15 protein-coding genes are annotated in these 16022 nt (G+C 49.0%); 4 read left to right on the forward strand and 11 right to left on the reverse strand.

The annotated features are described in order from the left end of the window. Positions 1–45: 45 nt before the first annotated feature. Complete coding sequence (locus AB3R30_RS18310; RefSeq protein ID WP_458650703.1) at positions 46–429, forward strand: Uma2 family endonuclease; 384 nt, start codon at positions 46–48, stop codon at positions 427–429. Here the strand turns inward: AB3R30_RS18310 and AB3R30_RS18315 are convergent. From AB3R30_RS18315 to AB3R30_RS18325, 3 genes are all read right to left on the reverse strand, one after another. Then, complete coding sequence (locus AB3R30_RS18315; RefSeq protein ID WP_458650650.1) at positions 426–1790, reverse strand: chloride channel protein; 1365 nt, start codon at positions 1788–1790, stop codon at positions 426–428. The two genes, AB3R30_RS18310 and AB3R30_RS18315, sit on opposite strands and share 4 nt — an antisense overlap. Positions 1791–2274: 484 nt before the next feature. Then, a complete protein-coding gene (locus AB3R30_RS18320) occupies positions 2275–3285 on the reverse strand; it encodes a hypothetical protein (RefSeq protein ID WP_458650651.1) in 1011 nt (336 codons plus the stop codon). A gap of 54 nt (positions 3286–3339) precedes the next feature. Continuing rightward, positions 3340–5013 carry an iron uptake porin gene (locus AB3R30_RS18325; protein ID WP_458650652.1) on the reverse strand — a complete coding sequence of 558 codons (1674 nt, stop codon included), beginning with the start codon at positions 5011–5013 and terminating at the stop codon, positions 3340–3342. Between the two features lie 353 nt (positions 5014–5366). Between AB3R30_RS18325 and AB3R30_RS18330 the strand changes: the two genes are divergently transcribed. After that, positions 5367–6164 (forward strand): alpha/beta fold hydrolase, encoded by a 798-nt coding sequence (locus tag AB3R30_RS18330; protein ID WP_458650653.1) that lies wholly within the window; start codon positions 5367–5369, stop codon positions 6162–6164. A gap of 75 nt (positions 6165–6239) precedes the next feature. Here the strand turns inward: AB3R30_RS18330 and AB3R30_RS18335 are convergent, their stop codons facing one another. The 8 genes from AB3R30_RS18335 to AB3R30_RS18370 all read right to left on the reverse strand — a co-directional run bounded on the left by AB3R30_RS18335 (position 6240) and on the right by AB3R30_RS18370 (position 12649). Beyond that, on the reverse strand, positions 6240–7334 hold the full coding sequence (locus tag AB3R30_RS18335) for a Gfo/Idh/MocA family protein (RefSeq protein WP_458650654.1): 1095 nt from the start codon (positions 7332–7334) through the stop codon (positions 6240–6242). Between the two features lie 121 nt (positions 7335–7455). Then, entirely contained in the window at positions 7456–8526 is a 1071-nt protein-coding gene (gene hrcA, locus AB3R30_RS18340; protein WP_458650655.1) for a heat-inducible transcriptional repressor HrcA, read from the reverse strand. Positions 8527–8723: 197 nt separating this feature from the next. Then, a complete protein-coding gene (locus AB3R30_RS18345; RefSeq protein WP_458650656.1) occupies positions 8724–9065 on the reverse strand; it encodes a rhodanese-like domain-containing protein in 342 nt (113 codons plus the stop codon). Between the two features lie 110 nt (positions 9066–9175). Beyond that, positions 9176–9592, reverse strand: coding sequence for a type II toxin-antitoxin system VapC family toxin (locus tag AB3R30_RS18350; RefSeq protein ID WP_458650657.1), 417 nt, complete (start codon positions 9590–9592; stop codon positions 9176–9178). Positions 9593–9595: 3 nt separating this feature from the next. Next, complete coding sequence (locus AB3R30_RS18355; protein WP_458650658.1) at positions 9596–9835, reverse strand: hypothetical protein; 240 nt, start codon at positions 9833–9835, stop codon at positions 9596–9598. Between the two features lie 62 nt (positions 9836–9897). After that, on the reverse strand, positions 9898–11541 hold the full coding sequence (locus AB3R30_RS18360; RefSeq protein ID WP_458650659.1) for a GspE/PulE family protein: 1644 nt from the start codon (positions 11539–11541) through the stop codon (positions 9898–9900). A gap of 141 nt (positions 11542–11682) precedes the next feature. Next, positions 11683–11952, reverse strand: coding sequence for a hypothetical protein (locus AB3R30_RS18365; protein WP_458650660.1), 270 nt, complete (start codon positions 11950–11952; stop codon positions 11683–11685). 241 nt (positions 11953–12193) lie between these two features. Then, positions 12194–12649 carry an Hsp20/alpha crystallin family protein gene (locus tag AB3R30_RS18370; RefSeq protein WP_458650661.1) on the reverse strand — a complete coding sequence of 152 codons (456 nt, stop codon included), beginning with the start codon at positions 12647–12649 and terminating at the stop codon, positions 12194–12196. Between the two features lie 435 nt (positions 12650–13084). Here AB3R30_RS18370 and AB3R30_RS18375 point away from each other — a divergent pair, with 435 nt between their 5' ends. Together AB3R30_RS18375 and AB3R30_RS18380 are read left to right on the forward strand one after the other, a co-directional pair. Then, positions 13085–14356, forward strand: a complete 1272-nt coding sequence (locus AB3R30_RS18375) for a BMP family lipoprotein (protein WP_458650662.1) — start codon at positions 13085–13087, stop codon at positions 14354–14356. Between the two features lie 158 nt (positions 14357–14514). After that, positions 14515–16011, forward strand: a complete 1497-nt coding sequence (locus AB3R30_RS18380) for an ABC transporter ATP-binding protein (protein ID WP_458650663.1) — start codon at positions 14515–14517, stop codon at positions 16009–16011. Positions 16012–16022 lie beyond the last annotated feature (11 nt).

Consider the following 16022-nt stretch of genomic DNA (forward strand, 5'->3'; position numbering starts at 1 on the left):
GCATGATTGGTTCAGAGGTAGCTGCCGCTCTATTCTCTCCCATCTATCCACCAAAATAAAGTTGACAGCCTACTAGGCTATGTCTTCAGTTCTTCGCTAATCTTTAAGTTGCCGAATGGAGCAAATCGATCGCCCGATGTTGCCTGGATTTGCAAAGACCGCTGGGAAGCACTGTCTCCGGAGCAGCGACGCAAAATTCCACCCATCGCCCCCGATTTTGTGATTGAACTGCGTGCAACCGATAGCCTGACAGAACTACAAGCCAAAATGCAGGAATATTTAGAGAATGGCGTTCGCTTAGGTTGGCTGATCAATCCCCAGAATCAATGGGTTGAAATTTATCGGATTGGACACACCGTCGATATCCAAAAGATGCCAGCCAATTTGACTGGTGAAGCGGTTTTACTAAATTTTAGTCTGCGGCTTTAGCCCTCTGGCGATCGCATTTGGCGAATCTTGGCAAGCAGAGAAGTGGAGAGTTTATTGGCAACCTTTGCAGTCATCAATCCAGAAATGGTGGCAACGAAAACTGTGGCAAAGCAAGTGAGCTTGGCTGATTGTGGTCCACCGATCCCCAGCACCATTGCCATAGCGGTAAACGGGAGTCGATAGCCGCCAGCAATACCGGCTGCTGCACCTGCCGCACCTGCCAGATCCGGCGGCACCCCGAAAGTGTCTGCAAACACCCGACCACTCAGGTCGCCGATCGCCAGAAAAGGTACAAATACTCCGCCACAGCCACCTGCCACGACAGCCGCAACAGTAGAGGCGGCACAGAGTAAGGCTACGGCTAGCAGGTGATAGGGAGTCGTTTGAACGGTTTCAGCCCAGATGATAGCTGCTCCTCCCGGACCAAATGCCGCTGCGGGTGAAGCAACCACCGCTGTCACTGCCGCGAAAGCTAGCATAGCCAAGGCACCAACCAGAAGCCGAATGACGGGTCTAGCCTTCCAGCCCCGCGCCCAGTAGATCGCCTCACCGGAAAACGACGTAACAGCACCCGAGATCGCCCCGATGAACAGCGCCGCGCCCACCGCATCCCAAATGTCACTAGGGGGAACTTTCGGCACAACAAGCCGGATCAGATCGAGCCTAAAAGCAATGTTGAGTCCCCATCCAACCAGCCCACCCACCAACACCGCAGTGACCCGTTCTAGGGTAATCGGCACCTTTCGTCGTTGGCTTAGCTCAAGCATGAAGAAACTGCCCACTAGCGGGATTCCCATCAGGGCAGCTACCCCAGCGGCACCCCCTCCGATCGCAGCAGGTTGTACTAAGCGGCGTAACGCTGGATGCATGCTGCCCAGCCAAGATCCCGCCGCAACACCCAGATGGGCTGCTGGGGCTTCTGTGCCCATCGCCGCACCCAGCCCGACCGTAGACAAAATGGCAAGGGCACGCACCGGTGCCAGATGCCAGGGGAAGCGCTCTTCGGCTCCAGCCGTAGCCACTACGTCGGCGGTCAGGTCTGCGCGGGCAACGTCGCGGGGGAAGGAGTACCAAGTGGGTGGAGAAAGCGATCGCTTGGGGAGAGCGACTCTGCGGGGGACTAATGCCTGAACAGCTTTGCCATCGTCCAGTCCATGCAATATCAGCACAGCTAGCGTCACGCCAAGCAATGGCAGCAGCAGCAGCCAGACGGTGCTTAATCCCGAAACCGTAGCAAGGAGACTTTTAATCGACTCGGTCAACAGCACCGCAGCTAGAGAGCCAACCAACCCTCCGAGCAGTCCGCCCACCGCCCACACGCCTATGCTAGTCAACAGAGATAGTAGTTTGCCGTTTGCCATTGCAGCGAAATTTTATTGAAATTAAAACTGACGCCAGCAAAATACAGAAGGGTGTCTGAGTTGCTAAATCAGATAACTTGATCGCATCGGCTGCTTCACTTGCTTCACTCTATAAATCATTTGATGCGTTTAGTTAGCAAAGCGCTGGTTCGCTATGGAGTTAACCAGGTTGCTGAGCAAGTATTAATGGGGGTCTAACTGTATGAAACTCATGCGATCGCCTCTTGATTGCTTCTACCCATTGTCGCATGACACGGTGTTGCCTCTTATGCCCTTTTGGTGAGGCAAAGGCAAGCTAGAGCATAGATCGAATCGATCGCTAGGAGCCAACTGATACCGTTTTGAGTTTTGAGTTGTAGAAGCTTTACTCAGTCAGGGTCTTAACCTCAGATCTATCGCATCCTCTATGTTAAATTGACCATGAAATGTTGATTCCGCTCAACATCAAAGAGAATCGGTTGAGCGGAACAACTGAATACAGCTTTTATTTAATTTTAACGGTTTCTACGCCAATCACGCCTGGAAAGACTCGACTGGGTAAACCGACTACTACATAGCGAGTCTTGGTATTGCGATCCACAAAGATTGTCTCGCGATCGTCTTTAAATTCATTCTTATCATCTGAATTAGAATCAGATTCTCCTATCTTTGCGTCGTCATTTTGGTTAGAAGAATCAGGCTTACTACGGCTAGGACCATAAACCGAGTAGATACTGGTTACAGAATTGAAAGCCCCCACGGAAGTTGAAGAAACTACTGTAAAACTGCCATTACTACCATTATTGCTGGCGCTGCTTCCAGGAGGAGATGAATTGACTCCACCGAAAGAGTTGGCTAGAGGGGCACTGATTGTGCCGCTCGTAATCGTCGCCGCAATATCTGCTGGATAGTTAACTCCAGGAGTGACAGAAGCAATCCCAAAATTGACTAGGCTGGAGGACGGGATGTCACCAAACTCAACAAATACGACGGGTGTCGTTCTTTGGACTCCGCCAAAAGAGGACGCATTGACGGCTACGCCGGTTTCAGTGAGTAAAACTGGAAAGGATTCAAATCGATCAATCGCTGTCTCTATTCCAGTGGGAGCGAGTCCGGTAACGGTGAAATTTAGCTCGGCGGGAATGTTGGCAAATAAGGTCGGCTCACCCGCTGATGAGCGTCCAACGAAGGTGAGAGTCGTCAGCCAAGTTCCGGTATCGCTCACTTGAGGTGCTGAGCAGGGGCAGGTGTTAAGCGTTGGCAAGATACCGCCTCTGAGCAACACGGTGTTGTTGATTGAGGGAATGGCAGAGGTGCGGACGAGAACTCCTGCCGTGCCATTGTAGATAACAGCGCCAAGGTTGGAGTTAATATCGGGCACATAAATTTGGCTGCCCTTGAAAGAAATAGTGCCACCTGTTACTGCAATTTGAGCGTTCACCTTGGATGATGGCGCGATCGCTAAACCTCCAACAATTCCCACAAACAATGCAGATTGAACCAATCGTCTCAGCATAGTAATAATCCTCAATGGGTTAAGAATGGGGTAATTTAGACAGGCAATGCAGCCCTAAAACGTAAACGTGGTTCGGATAGCACCAATGACGATCGAGTCGCTCGTAGACGTATTCCGGGGATTGAGAATCACAATGACTCCCGGTGTAATCGCAATATTGTCAGAGACTCTAAAGAGGTAAAACCCCTCAATATGAGTCGTTGAACTAGGTTGCCCCCCAGCAGCACCGATGCCCCCGTTGAATAGATCCGGTATATTTGCCCCTGCTGGGAGGTTGCTATTAAAAATGCGGGGAGGTTGCCCCACATAGATACCGCCCAAATTTCCCCTGCCAAATAGATCGGGAAAATTCAGGAATGCCATCCAATTAATCGATTCGGCAGTGCCGGAAAACCCTGAAATCGACGTGCTGGTATAGCCCGCCCAACCCCCTAGCGTGAATTTGCGACTGATTCGCCAGGAAATCGTTCCTCCAACCGCATTCGTTTGAATGGGACCGCCTAGGCTAACTTGGTCATCTCCTACCCCGGTGCCCAAAAATCCTAGAAAACCGCCTGGTGAGTAGGAATGGAGATAATTTAAAGCAATATCAAGGGTTCTCGTTGGCGCAACTGTTAACTGGGCACCGACAGTATTCCGTCCATTAAATAAGCCTTGTTTCGCTTCAGGAGAATTGGGGTTGCCTCCGGCTGAATAGAGTGCTTGTAAGCTCACTCGTGAGGCAATTTGCCAGTCAAACCCAACACCAGCACGACCTGCCCCCAGGTTAATAATCGGGTTGCGTTGAGCAAAAGCGGATAAGGGACCAAATCCTGCGCTTTCGACTCGGTTGGCACCCCGAAAAACGTTGACGGCGTTAACTCCTTCGGCTCCAACAATCACAGCAAAGCGATCGCCAATAAGCTGACGGTAAGTCAAATCGCTAACTAACACAGAACTACCCGTATCCCCTTCAAAGCCCAACTGAATATTGTTGGTTAAGGAAGGACGGGTGCTGCCACTGCCTGCCTGAAGCCCGGTGAGCAAAATGCTGCGCGGGGTAAATTGGGTCAATAAACTGAGTTGAACGTTGGAAATGGTGTTGATTTGGGTGCCGGGGTCGCGTGCATCTTTAACGCCATCTCTCGGAAAAAGATCGGCTGTATTCGCCGTTCGCCCCTGCGCGCCAAACACGACCTGACCAAATAGTTTAGTTGTGGTCGAGAACTGTTGCTTTTCTAAGGTCGCCGTCCGAACTTCCAAGCCCTCGACCCGTCCTCGGAGGGCTGCCAGTTCTGCGGCAAATTCTTCTTGCAACTTTTTGACTATTTCCAAATCTTCTTTCTTGACAAAATCTGCTGTAGCCGCAGCAATCAATTCTTGGATTTTGTCTAAACAGGCATTCAAACCAGCGGCAAACTCGTAGCGGGTTAGCGCCCGATTGCCTCGGAAGGTTTTGTCAGGGTAGCCGACGATGCATCCGTAGCGCTCGACTAACGATTGCAGTGCCTGAAATGCCCAGTCCGTTGGCTTGACATCGGTTAATTGCGAGACAGAGGTGACTTGTTCTAAATCTGAGTTTTCTTCTAATAACGGATCTGCTAGAGGCAGCGATAAGTCGATCTCTCGGACGCTATCGATGGGCTGCTTCAGGTCTGCCTTGACTATTTCAGGAAAGACTATACTGCCGACGAAGCTAAGCGATGCTATCCCGATGGCGATCGCGGGTTTTATGGTTTTATGTCTCATTTGATCATGCCTCACTCCAAATCAACTGATTGATTGACATCAAGCTATTGACATTTTTTGGGAGCCATCCGCTCAGTACAAAAAGCGGATGGCTCCCGTTAAAACGCCTGTGATCATCTATCGCTGTTTATTTCATCAGTTATGCAAAAAGTATGCAAAAAGAATTATTTGATAGGATACCTATCAAATAATTCTCTATTGATCAAAAATTTTACTCAACGTAATTATGCGGATTTTGCGGATTTTAAGGGGAGCGATCGCCCTCACCTGCCAACCCTATGTTGTGTGATTGATTGCATTTTTGGGGCAAAACCTGACAATAGAGAAACGGGCTTTTTAAGAGAGCGATCGCGATGACAGAAATCCAGTCTGATGCTGTTCTAGAGTCGGTAAAAGCTGAACTAGCTCACACTCCTGCACAAGTGGTAGAGGAAATTGTTCGGCAGGCTGAGGCAACGGATCAACTTGAGAAAGCGCTTAAGGATGTGTACTTTGTCAGCGGATTAGGCACCGATGAGCGGGTGTTTCGACTGTTGAAATGTGAGGGCTATCGACCTATTCATATTCATTGGGTGCAACCACAACGAGGGGAGCCGATTCAAGCGTATGCGAAGCGCCTGACTGCCCAAATCCAGTGCGATCGCCCGATTATTGTGGGCTTATCCTTTGGTGGCATTATGGCGGTTGAAATTGCCAAACAGATTGAAACCGAAAAAGTAGTCTTAATTTCTAGCACTAAAACCTGCTGTGAAGTTCCTTTTTACTTCAAGATGTTTCGCTGGTTTCCTATCCATCGCGTCTTCCCTTTTAAAAGTTTGCTTTGGGCGGGATATTGGCTTGCCTATTGGTTTTTCAGCTTGAATACGGTGGATGAACGGCAGATGCTCAAAGCAATTTTGCTGGATATTGATCCCCATTTTCTGAAATGGTCATTCCATAAAGTGGTGACCTGGAAAAATGATGTGATTCCTGAAAATCTCCAGCATATTCATGGAGCGAGCGATCGCATTTTTTTACTGCGCTTTGTTAATCCGGATTACATCCTGGCAAAAGGCGGACATCTGATGGTGATGAATCACGCTGCCGAAGTTTCCAATTTGCTAGAAAAACTCTTGATCGATGATGCGCTCAATCTGCCTGCGGATCAGTAAGGGCGTGGCATTTGGTAGCAAGATTGGGAGGGGGTTCCATAGAAAATCACCCAGATGCCGCGCCCCTACTTTGCTTCAATAGGATTGAGGAACTTCGCTCCAGGTTCCATGGTGATTCGATTGATGGGTGAGATCCATCAGCAGTTGAGAATACACGCCTTCTTGCAATGACGGTGCTAGGGATTTGCCCTGATCGATGCCTTGCACCCAGCGATCGATAATGCGAACAAAGGGCGCAATCCGTCCATCGTCCCAGGTGCGCGGGAACGCGAGGCGATCGGGAATTTCAAGGGGTGTAAGCGGTTCTCCGGCTTGGCTGCCCAAAAGTTTGAAGCCGTGGACATAATCTTTTTGGTTGTCGCTACCCAGGATTAATGTGCCGCGATCGCCATACACCTCCAGCCAATGTCCCCGTCCCTGATAGGTTGCCGCACTCAGCGTGATTTGACAAGGTGTTCCATCAGTCAACTCCAGCATGATCTGACACACATCATCCGCATCGACGGGTTTCAGCACACCGCTGAGCGGATCGGGGCGCTGGGTTACTGCCACGCTTAATCGAGCATTCAGCCGCTGCACTGAGCCGAACAGCCAAGCAATATAATCAAACGTGTGGGAGCCGATCGCCCCCAAAGCGCCACCACCCAAATCTTTCTGGGCATACCAATTCCAAGGACGCGCAGCATCGGCTCGACCGGAAACCAGCCAATCTACTTTAATCAGTCGGGGTTGACCGACATAGCCTTCAGCCAATAATTCTTGCAAACGCTGCCACGCCGGAATGCAGCGAAACTCAAAATTCATTGTGGTGACGAGGTTCTTGGCGATCGCCATCTGATGCAATTCCTCTGCCTCTGCCAGATTCAGCGTCGTCGGTTTTTCCAGCAGCAAATGTTTTCCTGCATTCAACACCGTTTTTGCCATTTTGTAATGCAGAAACGGCGGGGTCGAAATGCTGACTGCCTCAACCTCTGGCAACGCTACGATCGCCTCCAAGTTTTGACAGGCATGAGGAATAGCGTGAGTTTGAGCGATCGCCTCAGCCTTTGCCAACTCTCGATGATAGACCGCCACAATCCGAGTCCGGTGGTGTGCCTGAAATCCAGGAATATGGACTTTTTGACCAAAGCCCGTGCCGACAATCGCAACGCCAATTTCAGACTGAGCCATAGGAACTGTTTTAACGGTGTGGATGCTCTTGCATCGTACCGTAAGAGTTTTGAGTTTTGAATTTTGAGTTTTAAGTTCAACCTTTGGCATTCGCCACTTGCCATTCGCCATTCCCTATTTCCTAACTAATCGCTTCTGAAATATAGTCGGCGGTGGCTTCTACTAGGGCGATCGCGTTTTCATACACCATGCGTGTGGGTCCCAACATGCCAACGCTGCCCACGGGGGTTTTGCCTTTGCAGTAGGTGGATGAAATCAGGGTGCAAGCGCGAATCGGTTCTAGAGAATTTTCCGATCCGATCCGAATTGAGACGCGCTTGCCAAAGGGAGAAGGTTCAAAAATCAGGGGAATGATTTGATCTTGCTCATCTTCTAGCAAATGCACAATGGTTTGAACTTGATGGACTTCAGAAAATTCGGGTTGCCGCATTACTTCCGATAATCCACTCATCATCAGTTGGGTGGGCGCGGGAGACTGAGAGCGGCGAGTGAGTTCGGTCAAAATATTTTTAAGAAAATCGCCGTAGCGTTGAAATTCGCGATCGAGTTCAGTCCAGTCCATTTGGGTTAGCTCCGCGATCGCCCGTCCGCGCAGGTGACTATTCAAAAAGTTGGATAAAATCTGCAATTCACGTTCCAAGAGTTCCGCTTCGGCTGGTGTATTGTCTTCACCCGTTGCTAGATCCAGTAGAGCCGACTGGGTTTCATAGGAATCGGTGACAAAGATCAGCATGACCCGATTTGGATCAACTAGCACCAGTTGAATGTGATGCAGCCGCGCTGTATAGGTTTGAGGCATGGTAATCAGGGCAATGTAGCCGCTGACGGTTGCCAAAATGTGGGCGGCTCCCCGCAGCATCGCTTCCAGGTTCCAATCTTCACGGGTGAGGCGATCGCTCAATAAATGCTCTATCTCAAGTGCAAAGTCACTAGAGGGAGTCAGCAACTTATCTACATAAATTCGATAGCCCGAATCGGAAGGAACTCGTCCCGCTGAAATGTGAGGTTGATACAGTAGTCCAACTTTTTCCAGCATCCCCATCGAGTTACGAATCGTCGCAGAACTGACGCTTAGGTTATATTCCTTGAGCAATGCTTCAGAACCGACGGGTTCGGCGGTGGCAATATAGTGGCGAACGGTTGCCCAAAGCACTTGCTGCTGACGATTTGTAAGTTTAATCGGTAAGGACATGAGGGTAAGCGCGAATTCTAAAGGGACGACATTCGGAGCGATCGCACGGCTTATCGCTTATGGATAAAAACTCAGTATTAGTCAAATGCTGAATGAAAGGCGTTCTCAGCGAACGATTGCGTAGATGACTGCTCTATTCACTATAAAGGGGAACGTTGTTGCACTGCCACTGCATTGATCCTAACAGCGACCTAATCCTAATATCGGGGAACGGCAGCATCAACCACACAGGAATACGCATCAATGCCGCCCGTCACGTTTTTGACGTTCTCAAAACCTTGAGTCATGAGCCACTGGCACATTTGGGCAGAGCGCATCCCGTGATGGCAAAGCACCAAGGTTTCCTTCGTGACATCTAAGCGGCTGTGAATATCGGTTGACCATTCGCCATGCTGACTCAGGGGCAAGTTGACAAAGCCCTCTAGCTGAGCCAATTCCAGTTCTTGAGGTTCGCGCACATCCACAAACTGGAGATCGCCCTTTGCCGCTAGCAAAGTCGCCAATTCCTCAACCGTAATTTCTGGCAGTGATGTAAACATAAAATTTCTGTTAGTAATGTAACCATCATAGTAATGTCCTCAAGAGGTAACGATACCTTCACACGGCGATCGCCCCTAAGATTTTGAGGTTTGCTTTTTATCCTTCATACTTAGAGCAACCGGGTAAAGCCTGCTTGGTCAAAATGCTTATCGGATGTGAAAGCTTGAGTAATTTGCTCGCGGGACATGACCACAAAACTGATGCAATCTGTTAAGCCCCAACCTTTGTCCAATCGCTGCTTATATAAATTCCAACCATCCAGCAGGAGAGTGCGCTCTACTGGGAGAATCTGTAGCGCTGGAGATGGTGGCAATTGCAGCAAACTATCTACAAAATCTATGGTTTGAGTACGAATCGGAGGATCAGAGAGAGCGTCCGCAACCTCAAGTAAGACAAAATCTGTTGTCACTAGAGTCGCCTTGTGTTGATAAAGATCTTGCATCACTTGTTTAGCCAAGGCATGTAACTGATCTCGACTATTGAGCAGTGCAATCCAAGCGGCTGTATCGACAAAAATTTTGGTCATGCATTACTCTTGCTGGGATTTGCCATAAAGGTAATGATCATGCTGATGTGCCAGATCATCAATGCCAGTATCCACCGTACAGCGGTCAACAATTTGCATCAACTTATTCCATCCTGAGTCATCTTGAGATGAAATTTTTTCCGCCTCTAAAAACGTAATAATTACAGGCTGACCATCATGCCCGGATACAGGTTCTAGAGGTTGAGCAACTCCGCCTTGAAATTTGCCTTTAATGGACAACATACGATTTCCCTTCATGTGAGTTAGCTTTTAGCGATGTAACCATAATTTTGCAGTAAAGACTCTCAGGATAGATTAACAGAGCGGCGGCTCATGGCGCTGTGGGGCAAAACGCGCAGCACTTCTTGAATCGTGGTGATACCATGAGTGACTTTGGCGATCGCAGCCATCCGAAACGACTCAAACCCCGACTCTGCCAGATAGCGATACATCTGAGTCATCGTGCCTTCATAAATAATCTGCCGCAGCGTATCATCCACATCCAGCAGTTCGATAATTGCTTCTCGCCCTGAATAGCCAGAGTGGAAACACCGAGCGCAGCCCTTGCCCACCCGCCATTCCTCTGGTTTTGCCTGGTCTGGATGAATGCCTAACAGCTTCAAATCAAACTCCGTAGGCGTGTAGGGTACAGCACAATGGGGGCACACTTTGCGAACGAGCCGCTGTGCCACAATGCCCAACAACGCATCGCTAATCAAACCGGGATCAGGACCAATATCTTTGAGCCGGGGAATCGCACTAGCCGCATCGTTGGTATGGAGCGTGGTTAGGACTAAATGCCCAGTCAGCGCGGCTCTGAAAGCGGTTTCAGCGGTTTCATGATCGCGAATTTCGCCGAGCATAATGATGTCGGGGTCTTGCCGTAAGATGGCACGCAGCCCTGCGGCAAAGGTCATTCCCGCCAGTTCATGTACTTGGGTTTGGGTAATGCGCGGCAAAATATATTCCACCGGGTCTTCCACAGTCACCACATTGACATATTCGGTGGCAACGGTTTGGAGGCTGGTGTATAGGGTGCTGGTTTTGCCGGAGCCAGTGGGTCCTGTGAAAATAATCATGCCTTGGGGTTGCTTCAGCCAGCCTTTATAAATGGTGAGAGTGCGATCGCTAAAGCCTAATTCATCCATGCCAGCAAAGGGATTTTCGCGGGGCAGCAGCCGAATCACCGCTTTCTCACCGCCAACACAGGGCAAGGTGCTAACCCGCATATCCAGCCCCAAATCTGATTCCGATCCGCTGGTATATTTGTCTCCAATTCGGGCATCTTGGGGGCGGCGACTTTCAGCAATATCCATATCTGCCATGACTTTGAGTGCCACGATCGCCCGTCGGCTAATCTCTGGCGGTAGCAGGGTAATGTCTCGCAAAATGCCGTCGATTCGATAGCGGATTCGCAAGCCGTCAGTCGTCGGTTCCAGGTGAATATCACTAGCACGGTTCCGCAATGCTCCCGAAATGATGGTTTTGATTCGCCCAATTTGATCGACGGCTTTTGCCAGTAGTTCACGGGTAATCTCGCTAATGTTTTCCTGCTCATGCTCCCCCGTCAGCGGATTGATGAACGGCTGAGAACTGAGGCGATTCGCATCAATGTTTTGAGTGCGATACCAAGTGGTGTAGCTTTTGTCGGTAACCGGAATGATTTTGATGTTAGTGAAGGTGCGATCGCTCAATCGCCGAATCGTATCCAACGAAACAGGCACCGGACAGCCGAGATAAAAGCAGTTTTGCCAAAGTAACAGCGGCAACAATGGCGGCAATGTCGAGCGATCGGGAAACTCCCGCAGAAATCGATAGCTAACCTCCACATCCAACAAGCTGAGGGTCACGGTTCCCTCTTCATCCACAAGCCATCGCAACGCTTCCTCACAAGTGATCTCGCGATTTTTAAGCTGTTGCCAAACGGAAAGAGTCGATGTAGAGTTCATTGCGAATTACGAGGGACGAATTACGAATTACGAGTTGTGAATGCCGAGTTACGAGGGACAAATGACAAGTGGCAAATGATGGGAGACAAAGCAAAAGTTCGATGTTTATCATCAGTTGCCCCCTTCGACATTCGACATTCATCATTCGTTACTCCCCTTTTTTCCTTCTCTTTTCTGTTGAATCACAAATTGTTTAAGCGCTGTTTGACGATTTTCCATAAAGCGGCTCCAAAACCCAGGAATTAGGTTGTCCATGGTGCGGGCGATCGACCAAACTTCGAGCGCCATTGAGTTATAAAGAGCGCGATCGCTGTGGCGCAGGCGTTCAAGCCATTGATCAATGTCCATATGGGGAGCCGATTCAAGCAAATACTTTTCAGAAACTAAATTTTCGGGCGGAAGATGTGACATGGAATATGGAATAGGGATTCCCCTATCTGCTTTCAGGATATTGAGCGACGATGCTACTTCCAGAGTAGCGATTCTGCATTCAAGATTCCCTAATTGCCGCCAAAAATGCTAGTGGGTTCGCTAAGAAATATTTTTTAACCTATACAGAAAAGAGGATTAAGTTTGGAAAGACTCAATCCTCTCGTTATATTACTTAGCACTCACAAATAGCACTCACAAATAGAGCGGTTGAAAAAACACTCTAGGCTGGTTCAAGATTTACCTTGACTACTTTTGGGCGATCGGCTTCTAGCTTAGGTAAAGTTAGAGTCAAAATGCCATCTTTGAATTCGGCTTGAACTTGATCATTTTGAACCGCATTGGGCAATGAAATCACTCGCTTGAAACTGCCGTAGCGAAACTCAGAACGAATCACTTGATGATCTTCTGTTTTGGTTTCAGATTTGTACTCACCAGAGATAGAAACGGTGTCGCGGCTGACTTGAACATCCAGATCTTTTGCTTCGATTCCGGGTAATTCAGCCCGAAGAACTACGTCTGTTTCTGTGCTTTTGAGTTCGATCGCGGGAGCCCAATTTGCTCCGTTTGTTCGTAAACTATTGCCACGATTCACAGGAGATAACTCATCAAAGAGTTGATCAAGTTGATGACGAAGGGTATCTACTTCTTGCCAGGGTTGCCAACGAATTAGGGTCATAATTTACTCACCTTAAGAAATTACAAGCGTCAATAAAACATCCTGTAGAATTCTTCAAAACTTGACTCATTGAAAGTGCAGCCAATGGGATTAAAGAACTCTAGATGGAGGCACAAAGGCAATCATTTTTGATGTCAACCAGTGCGTTTGTTGATCCATGTTTTTAATTTAAAGCGAGCTTGACTGAACGACATTGAGGGAAACCGTCATCTTGCAGTTGGGTTTGCCGAAAATTTTGATTAGAAAATCTTGGTTCATTGAAGGAATCCGCTAAAAGTTATTTAGAATACATTTTCTAGGTTGAGCGATCGCCTTAATTAGAACAAAACCCTTTGTGTTTTCCCAAAGTTGGCAGTACGCTACTTCCCGTTCTTTCTAGAATCTTCTACTCTGCTAATAAAACCTAACTATTCTCAGTTCTGAGTGTGAAAGTGAATGAAACCCAAAAAAATGAATTGTTTTAGCGTATTTTTTCCCCGCCTAGCTCCTTCAATACAGATTATTCAGCGCTTTTGGCACATTGCATCGCTAGCAGCCTTCTTAAGTGCGTGTAGTAGCCCCACGCCCACCACCCAAACTACTTCTCCCGCTCCCACCGCAAGCGCCCAAGATTTTACAGTGGGGCTGGTAATTGTGGGTCCTAAAAATGATGGCGGTTGGAACCAAGCGCACTATGAAGGCATGGAACAAGTTGCCAAAAATTTGAGGATTAAGCTGGAATATGTGGATAAGGTGAATCCGGGCGATCGCCCCAACGTTACAGGCGCTCAGGTGGCTGACGATTTGATTTCTAAAGGGGCAAAACTGATTATCTTCAGTTCCGATGACTTTAAAGACGATGCCCTCGCAACCGCAAAAAAATATGCTGACCTACCGATCATTCATGCTTCTGGAGACTATGCCTGGAAAGAAGGCAAAAACTTCAAAAATCAGCCCAACTTTGGCAACATCATGGGACGGATGGAATACGGCAAGATGATGGCAGGTTGCGCGGCTGCTTTGGGCAGTGAGACTGGCAAAATCGGCTATGTCGGACCCTTAATTAACGATGAAACCCGGCGCTATGTGTCGGCTGCCTACTTGGGAGCTAAACATTGCTGGGAAACCTATCGCAAAAAAGATGTCAAAGATTTGCAATTTAAAGTCACCTGGATTGGTTTCTGGTTCAACATTCCCGGTAAAACCCTTGACCCCACGAAGGTCGCCGATGATTTTTACAATGGCGGTTATGACGTAGTAATGTCGGGAATTGATACCCCTGAAGTGGCGGTGCAGGGCAAAAAAGCTGCGGCAGCAGGCAAAAGTGTAAAGTTTGTCCATTACGACTTGAAGACAGGGTGCAATCTTGCCCCGGACATTTGCCTGGGTGTGCCGTTCTACAATTGGGTGCCATCCTATACGACTGCGATTGAAACAGCGATCGCGGGGAAGATGCCCAATGAGTTTATTTGGCTCGGTCCCAACTTTAAAGACCTAAACGGTGCGGATTCTATGATCGGGTTTATGAATGGTAAAGCGCTAGGTGACCAAGCCCCGATAATGGCTGAGTTTATTAAAGGACTGGGCGACGGTAGTACTGACCTTTACAAAGGGGCGCTGAATTATCAAGATGGTACACCGTTTCTCAAAGCGGGAGAAAAAGCAACCGATCAGCAGATTTGGTACATGCCTCAACTGCTGGCTGGAATGCAGGGATCGAGTAAGTAAGAGAGGTGAGGGGTGAGGGGCGAGAGAATTGAAATGCTAACAACCCTCAACTCCGCACTTTTAACTTTGCACTCTCAACTTCGCACTTTTAACTTTGCACTCTCAACTTCGCACTTTTAACTTTGCACTCGCACCTCCGAACTCGCACCTCCGAACTCATGAACGTTGAATTGGTGAACATCTCAAAGCGGTTTGGCACCGTTCAGGCAAATGAAGACGTGTCTCTGCGGGTGGCGGCGGGCACGATTCATGGGCTTTTGGGAGAAAATGGAGCCGGAAAAAGTACGCTGGTGAAGGTGTTAAGCGGATTTATTGGGCGCGATCGCGGTCAGGTGTTGCTCAACGGCATCCCGGTTGAAATTCGCACGCCTGCCGACGCTATTCAGGTTGGGGTCGGCATGTTGCACCAAGACCCGCTGGATTTTCCGCCCCTGTCGGTTTTAGACAATTTCATGGCAGGTAACTCTGGTGGGTTGTTTCTCAATCGTCGTCAAGCTGCTAAAAATCTGACCGCTCTTGCGACCCAATTCAACTTTGATTTAAATATTCACCGCCAAGTTAGCGATTTGACGGTGGGCGAACGGCAGCAGCTAGAGATTTTGCGGTTACTCTCGTTGGGCGCGCAAACCCTGATTTTGGATGAACCCACAACGGGCATTTCGGCGGATCAAAAAACGGCTCTCTTTGCGGCAATGAAGCAACTCGTTGTGGAAGGAAAATCGGTGATTTTTGTTTCCCATAAGCTCGAAGATGTGGAGGCACTGTGCCATGAGGTGACGGTGTTGCGTCACGGAAAAGTGATGGGAAATCTGCCCATTCCGGCATCCGATCGCCAGTTGATCGACCTGATGTTTGGGCGAGAATTGGCACTGCCGCTGAAGCCTCAAACCCGACAAGCAGCGATTGCTTTACAGCTAAGCGATATTGACTTTGGGGACGATCGCCAAACCCTAGCGATCGCGGATTTAACAGTGCATCGCGGCGAAGTGATTGGGCTGGCAGGGCTGGAAGGGAGCGGACAACAGTTACTATTGTTGCTCTGTGCGGGGTTGCTCAAAGCGACTACAGGAACCTTGCAACTTGATAGCGTTAACCTGACCCAGCAGCCTTACCCAGCTTTTTTGAAAGCCGGAGTGGGCTATTCTCCTGCCGATCGCTTGCAGGATGGGCTAGTCCGAGGGCTGACTATTCATGAACATGTTGCCTTGAAAACGCCACCCAAAGGGCTGTTTGTCGATTGGCAAGGCACCCTTGAACAAACCCAGCAGGCGATCGCCCTATTTAATATTCGCGGCAAACCCAATTCAAAGGTCGAGCGGCTCTCCGGCGGCAACCAACAGCGCACTCAGTTAGCGCTCTTGCCCGTGCCGCTGAACCTGCTGTTGATGGAGCATCCGACACGCGGGTTAGATATTGAATCAACGCTATGGGTTTGGCAGCAGTTGATTGCTCGGTGTCAAGGCGGCACGGCGATTTTGTTTATGTCGTCCGACCTAGATGAAATCATGCAATATAGCGATCGCGTGATCGTCTTTTCTAGCGGCAAAGTGTCTCAGCCGATTGCAACCGCAACCCTGACCGTTGAAGCACTCGGTCAACTAATTGGCGGCAGATTTGAAGACTCCACTCTACCTATTTTAAGGGATGCCCCATAAACCAGGATGAA

Source organism: Sivoneniella epilithica UHCC 1019 (assembly GCF_040830845.1).
Taxonomy (GTDB): domain Bacteria; phylum Cyanobacteriota; class Cyanobacteriia; order Leptolyngbyales; family Leptolyngbyaceae; genus ULC077BIN1.

Excerpts from the sequence above, each read along its gene's own strand:
- AB3R30_RS18315 (WP_458650650.1), bottom strand. The coding sequence starts at position 1,790 with ATGGCAAACGGCAAACTACTATCTCTGTTGACTAGCATAGGCGTGTGG.
- AB3R30_RS18360 (WP_458650659.1), bottom strand. The coding sequence starts at position 11,541 with ATGAACTCTACATCGACTCTTTCCGTTTGGCAACAGCTTAAAAATCGC.
- AB3R30_RS18335 (WP_458650654.1), bottom strand. The coding sequence starts at position 7,334 with ATGGCTCAGTCTGAAATTGGCGTTGCGATTGTCGGCACGGGCTTTGGT.
- AB3R30_RS18380 (WP_458650663.1), top strand. The coding sequence starts at position 14,515 with ATGAACGTTGAATTGGTGAACATCTCAAAGCGGTTTGGCACCGTTCAG.
- AB3R30_RS18365 (WP_458650660.1), bottom strand. The coding sequence starts at position 11,952 with ATGTCACATCTTCCGCCCGAAAATTTAGTTTCTGAAAAGTATTTGCTT.
- AB3R30_RS18345 (WP_458650656.1), bottom strand. The coding sequence starts at position 9,065 with ATGTTTACATCACTGCCAGAAATTACGGTTGAGGAATTGGCGACTTTG.
- AB3R30_RS18350 (WP_458650657.1), bottom strand. The coding sequence starts at position 9,592 with ATGACCAAAATTTTTGTCGATACAGCCGCTTGGATTGCACTGCTCAAT.
- hrcA (WP_458650655.1), bottom strand. The coding sequence starts at position 8,526 with ATGTCCTTACCGATTAAACTTACAAATCGTCAGCAGCAAGTGCTTTGG.
- AB3R30_RS18320 (WP_458650651.1), bottom strand. The coding sequence starts at position 3,285 with ATGCTGAGACGATTGGTTCAATCTGCATTGTTTGTGGGAATTGTTGGA.
- AB3R30_RS18355 (WP_458650658.1), bottom strand. The coding sequence starts at position 9,835 with ATGTTGTCCATTAAAGGCAAATTTCAAGGCGGAGTTGCTCAACCTCTA.
- AB3R30_RS18330 (WP_458650653.1), top strand. The coding sequence starts at position 5,367 with ATGACAGAAATCCAGTCTGATGCTGTTCTAGAGTCGGTAAAAGCTGAA.
- AB3R30_RS18325 (WP_458650652.1), bottom strand. The coding sequence starts at position 5,013 with ATGAGACATAAAACCATAAAACCCGCGATCGCCATCGGGATAGCATCG.
- AB3R30_RS18370 (WP_458650661.1), bottom strand. The coding sequence starts at position 12,649 with ATGACCCTAATTCGTTGGCAACCCTGGCAAGAAGTAGATACCCTTCGT.
- AB3R30_RS18375 (WP_458650662.1), top strand. The coding sequence starts at position 13,085 with ATGAAACCCAAAAAAATGAATTGTTTTAGCGTATTTTTTCCCCGCCTA.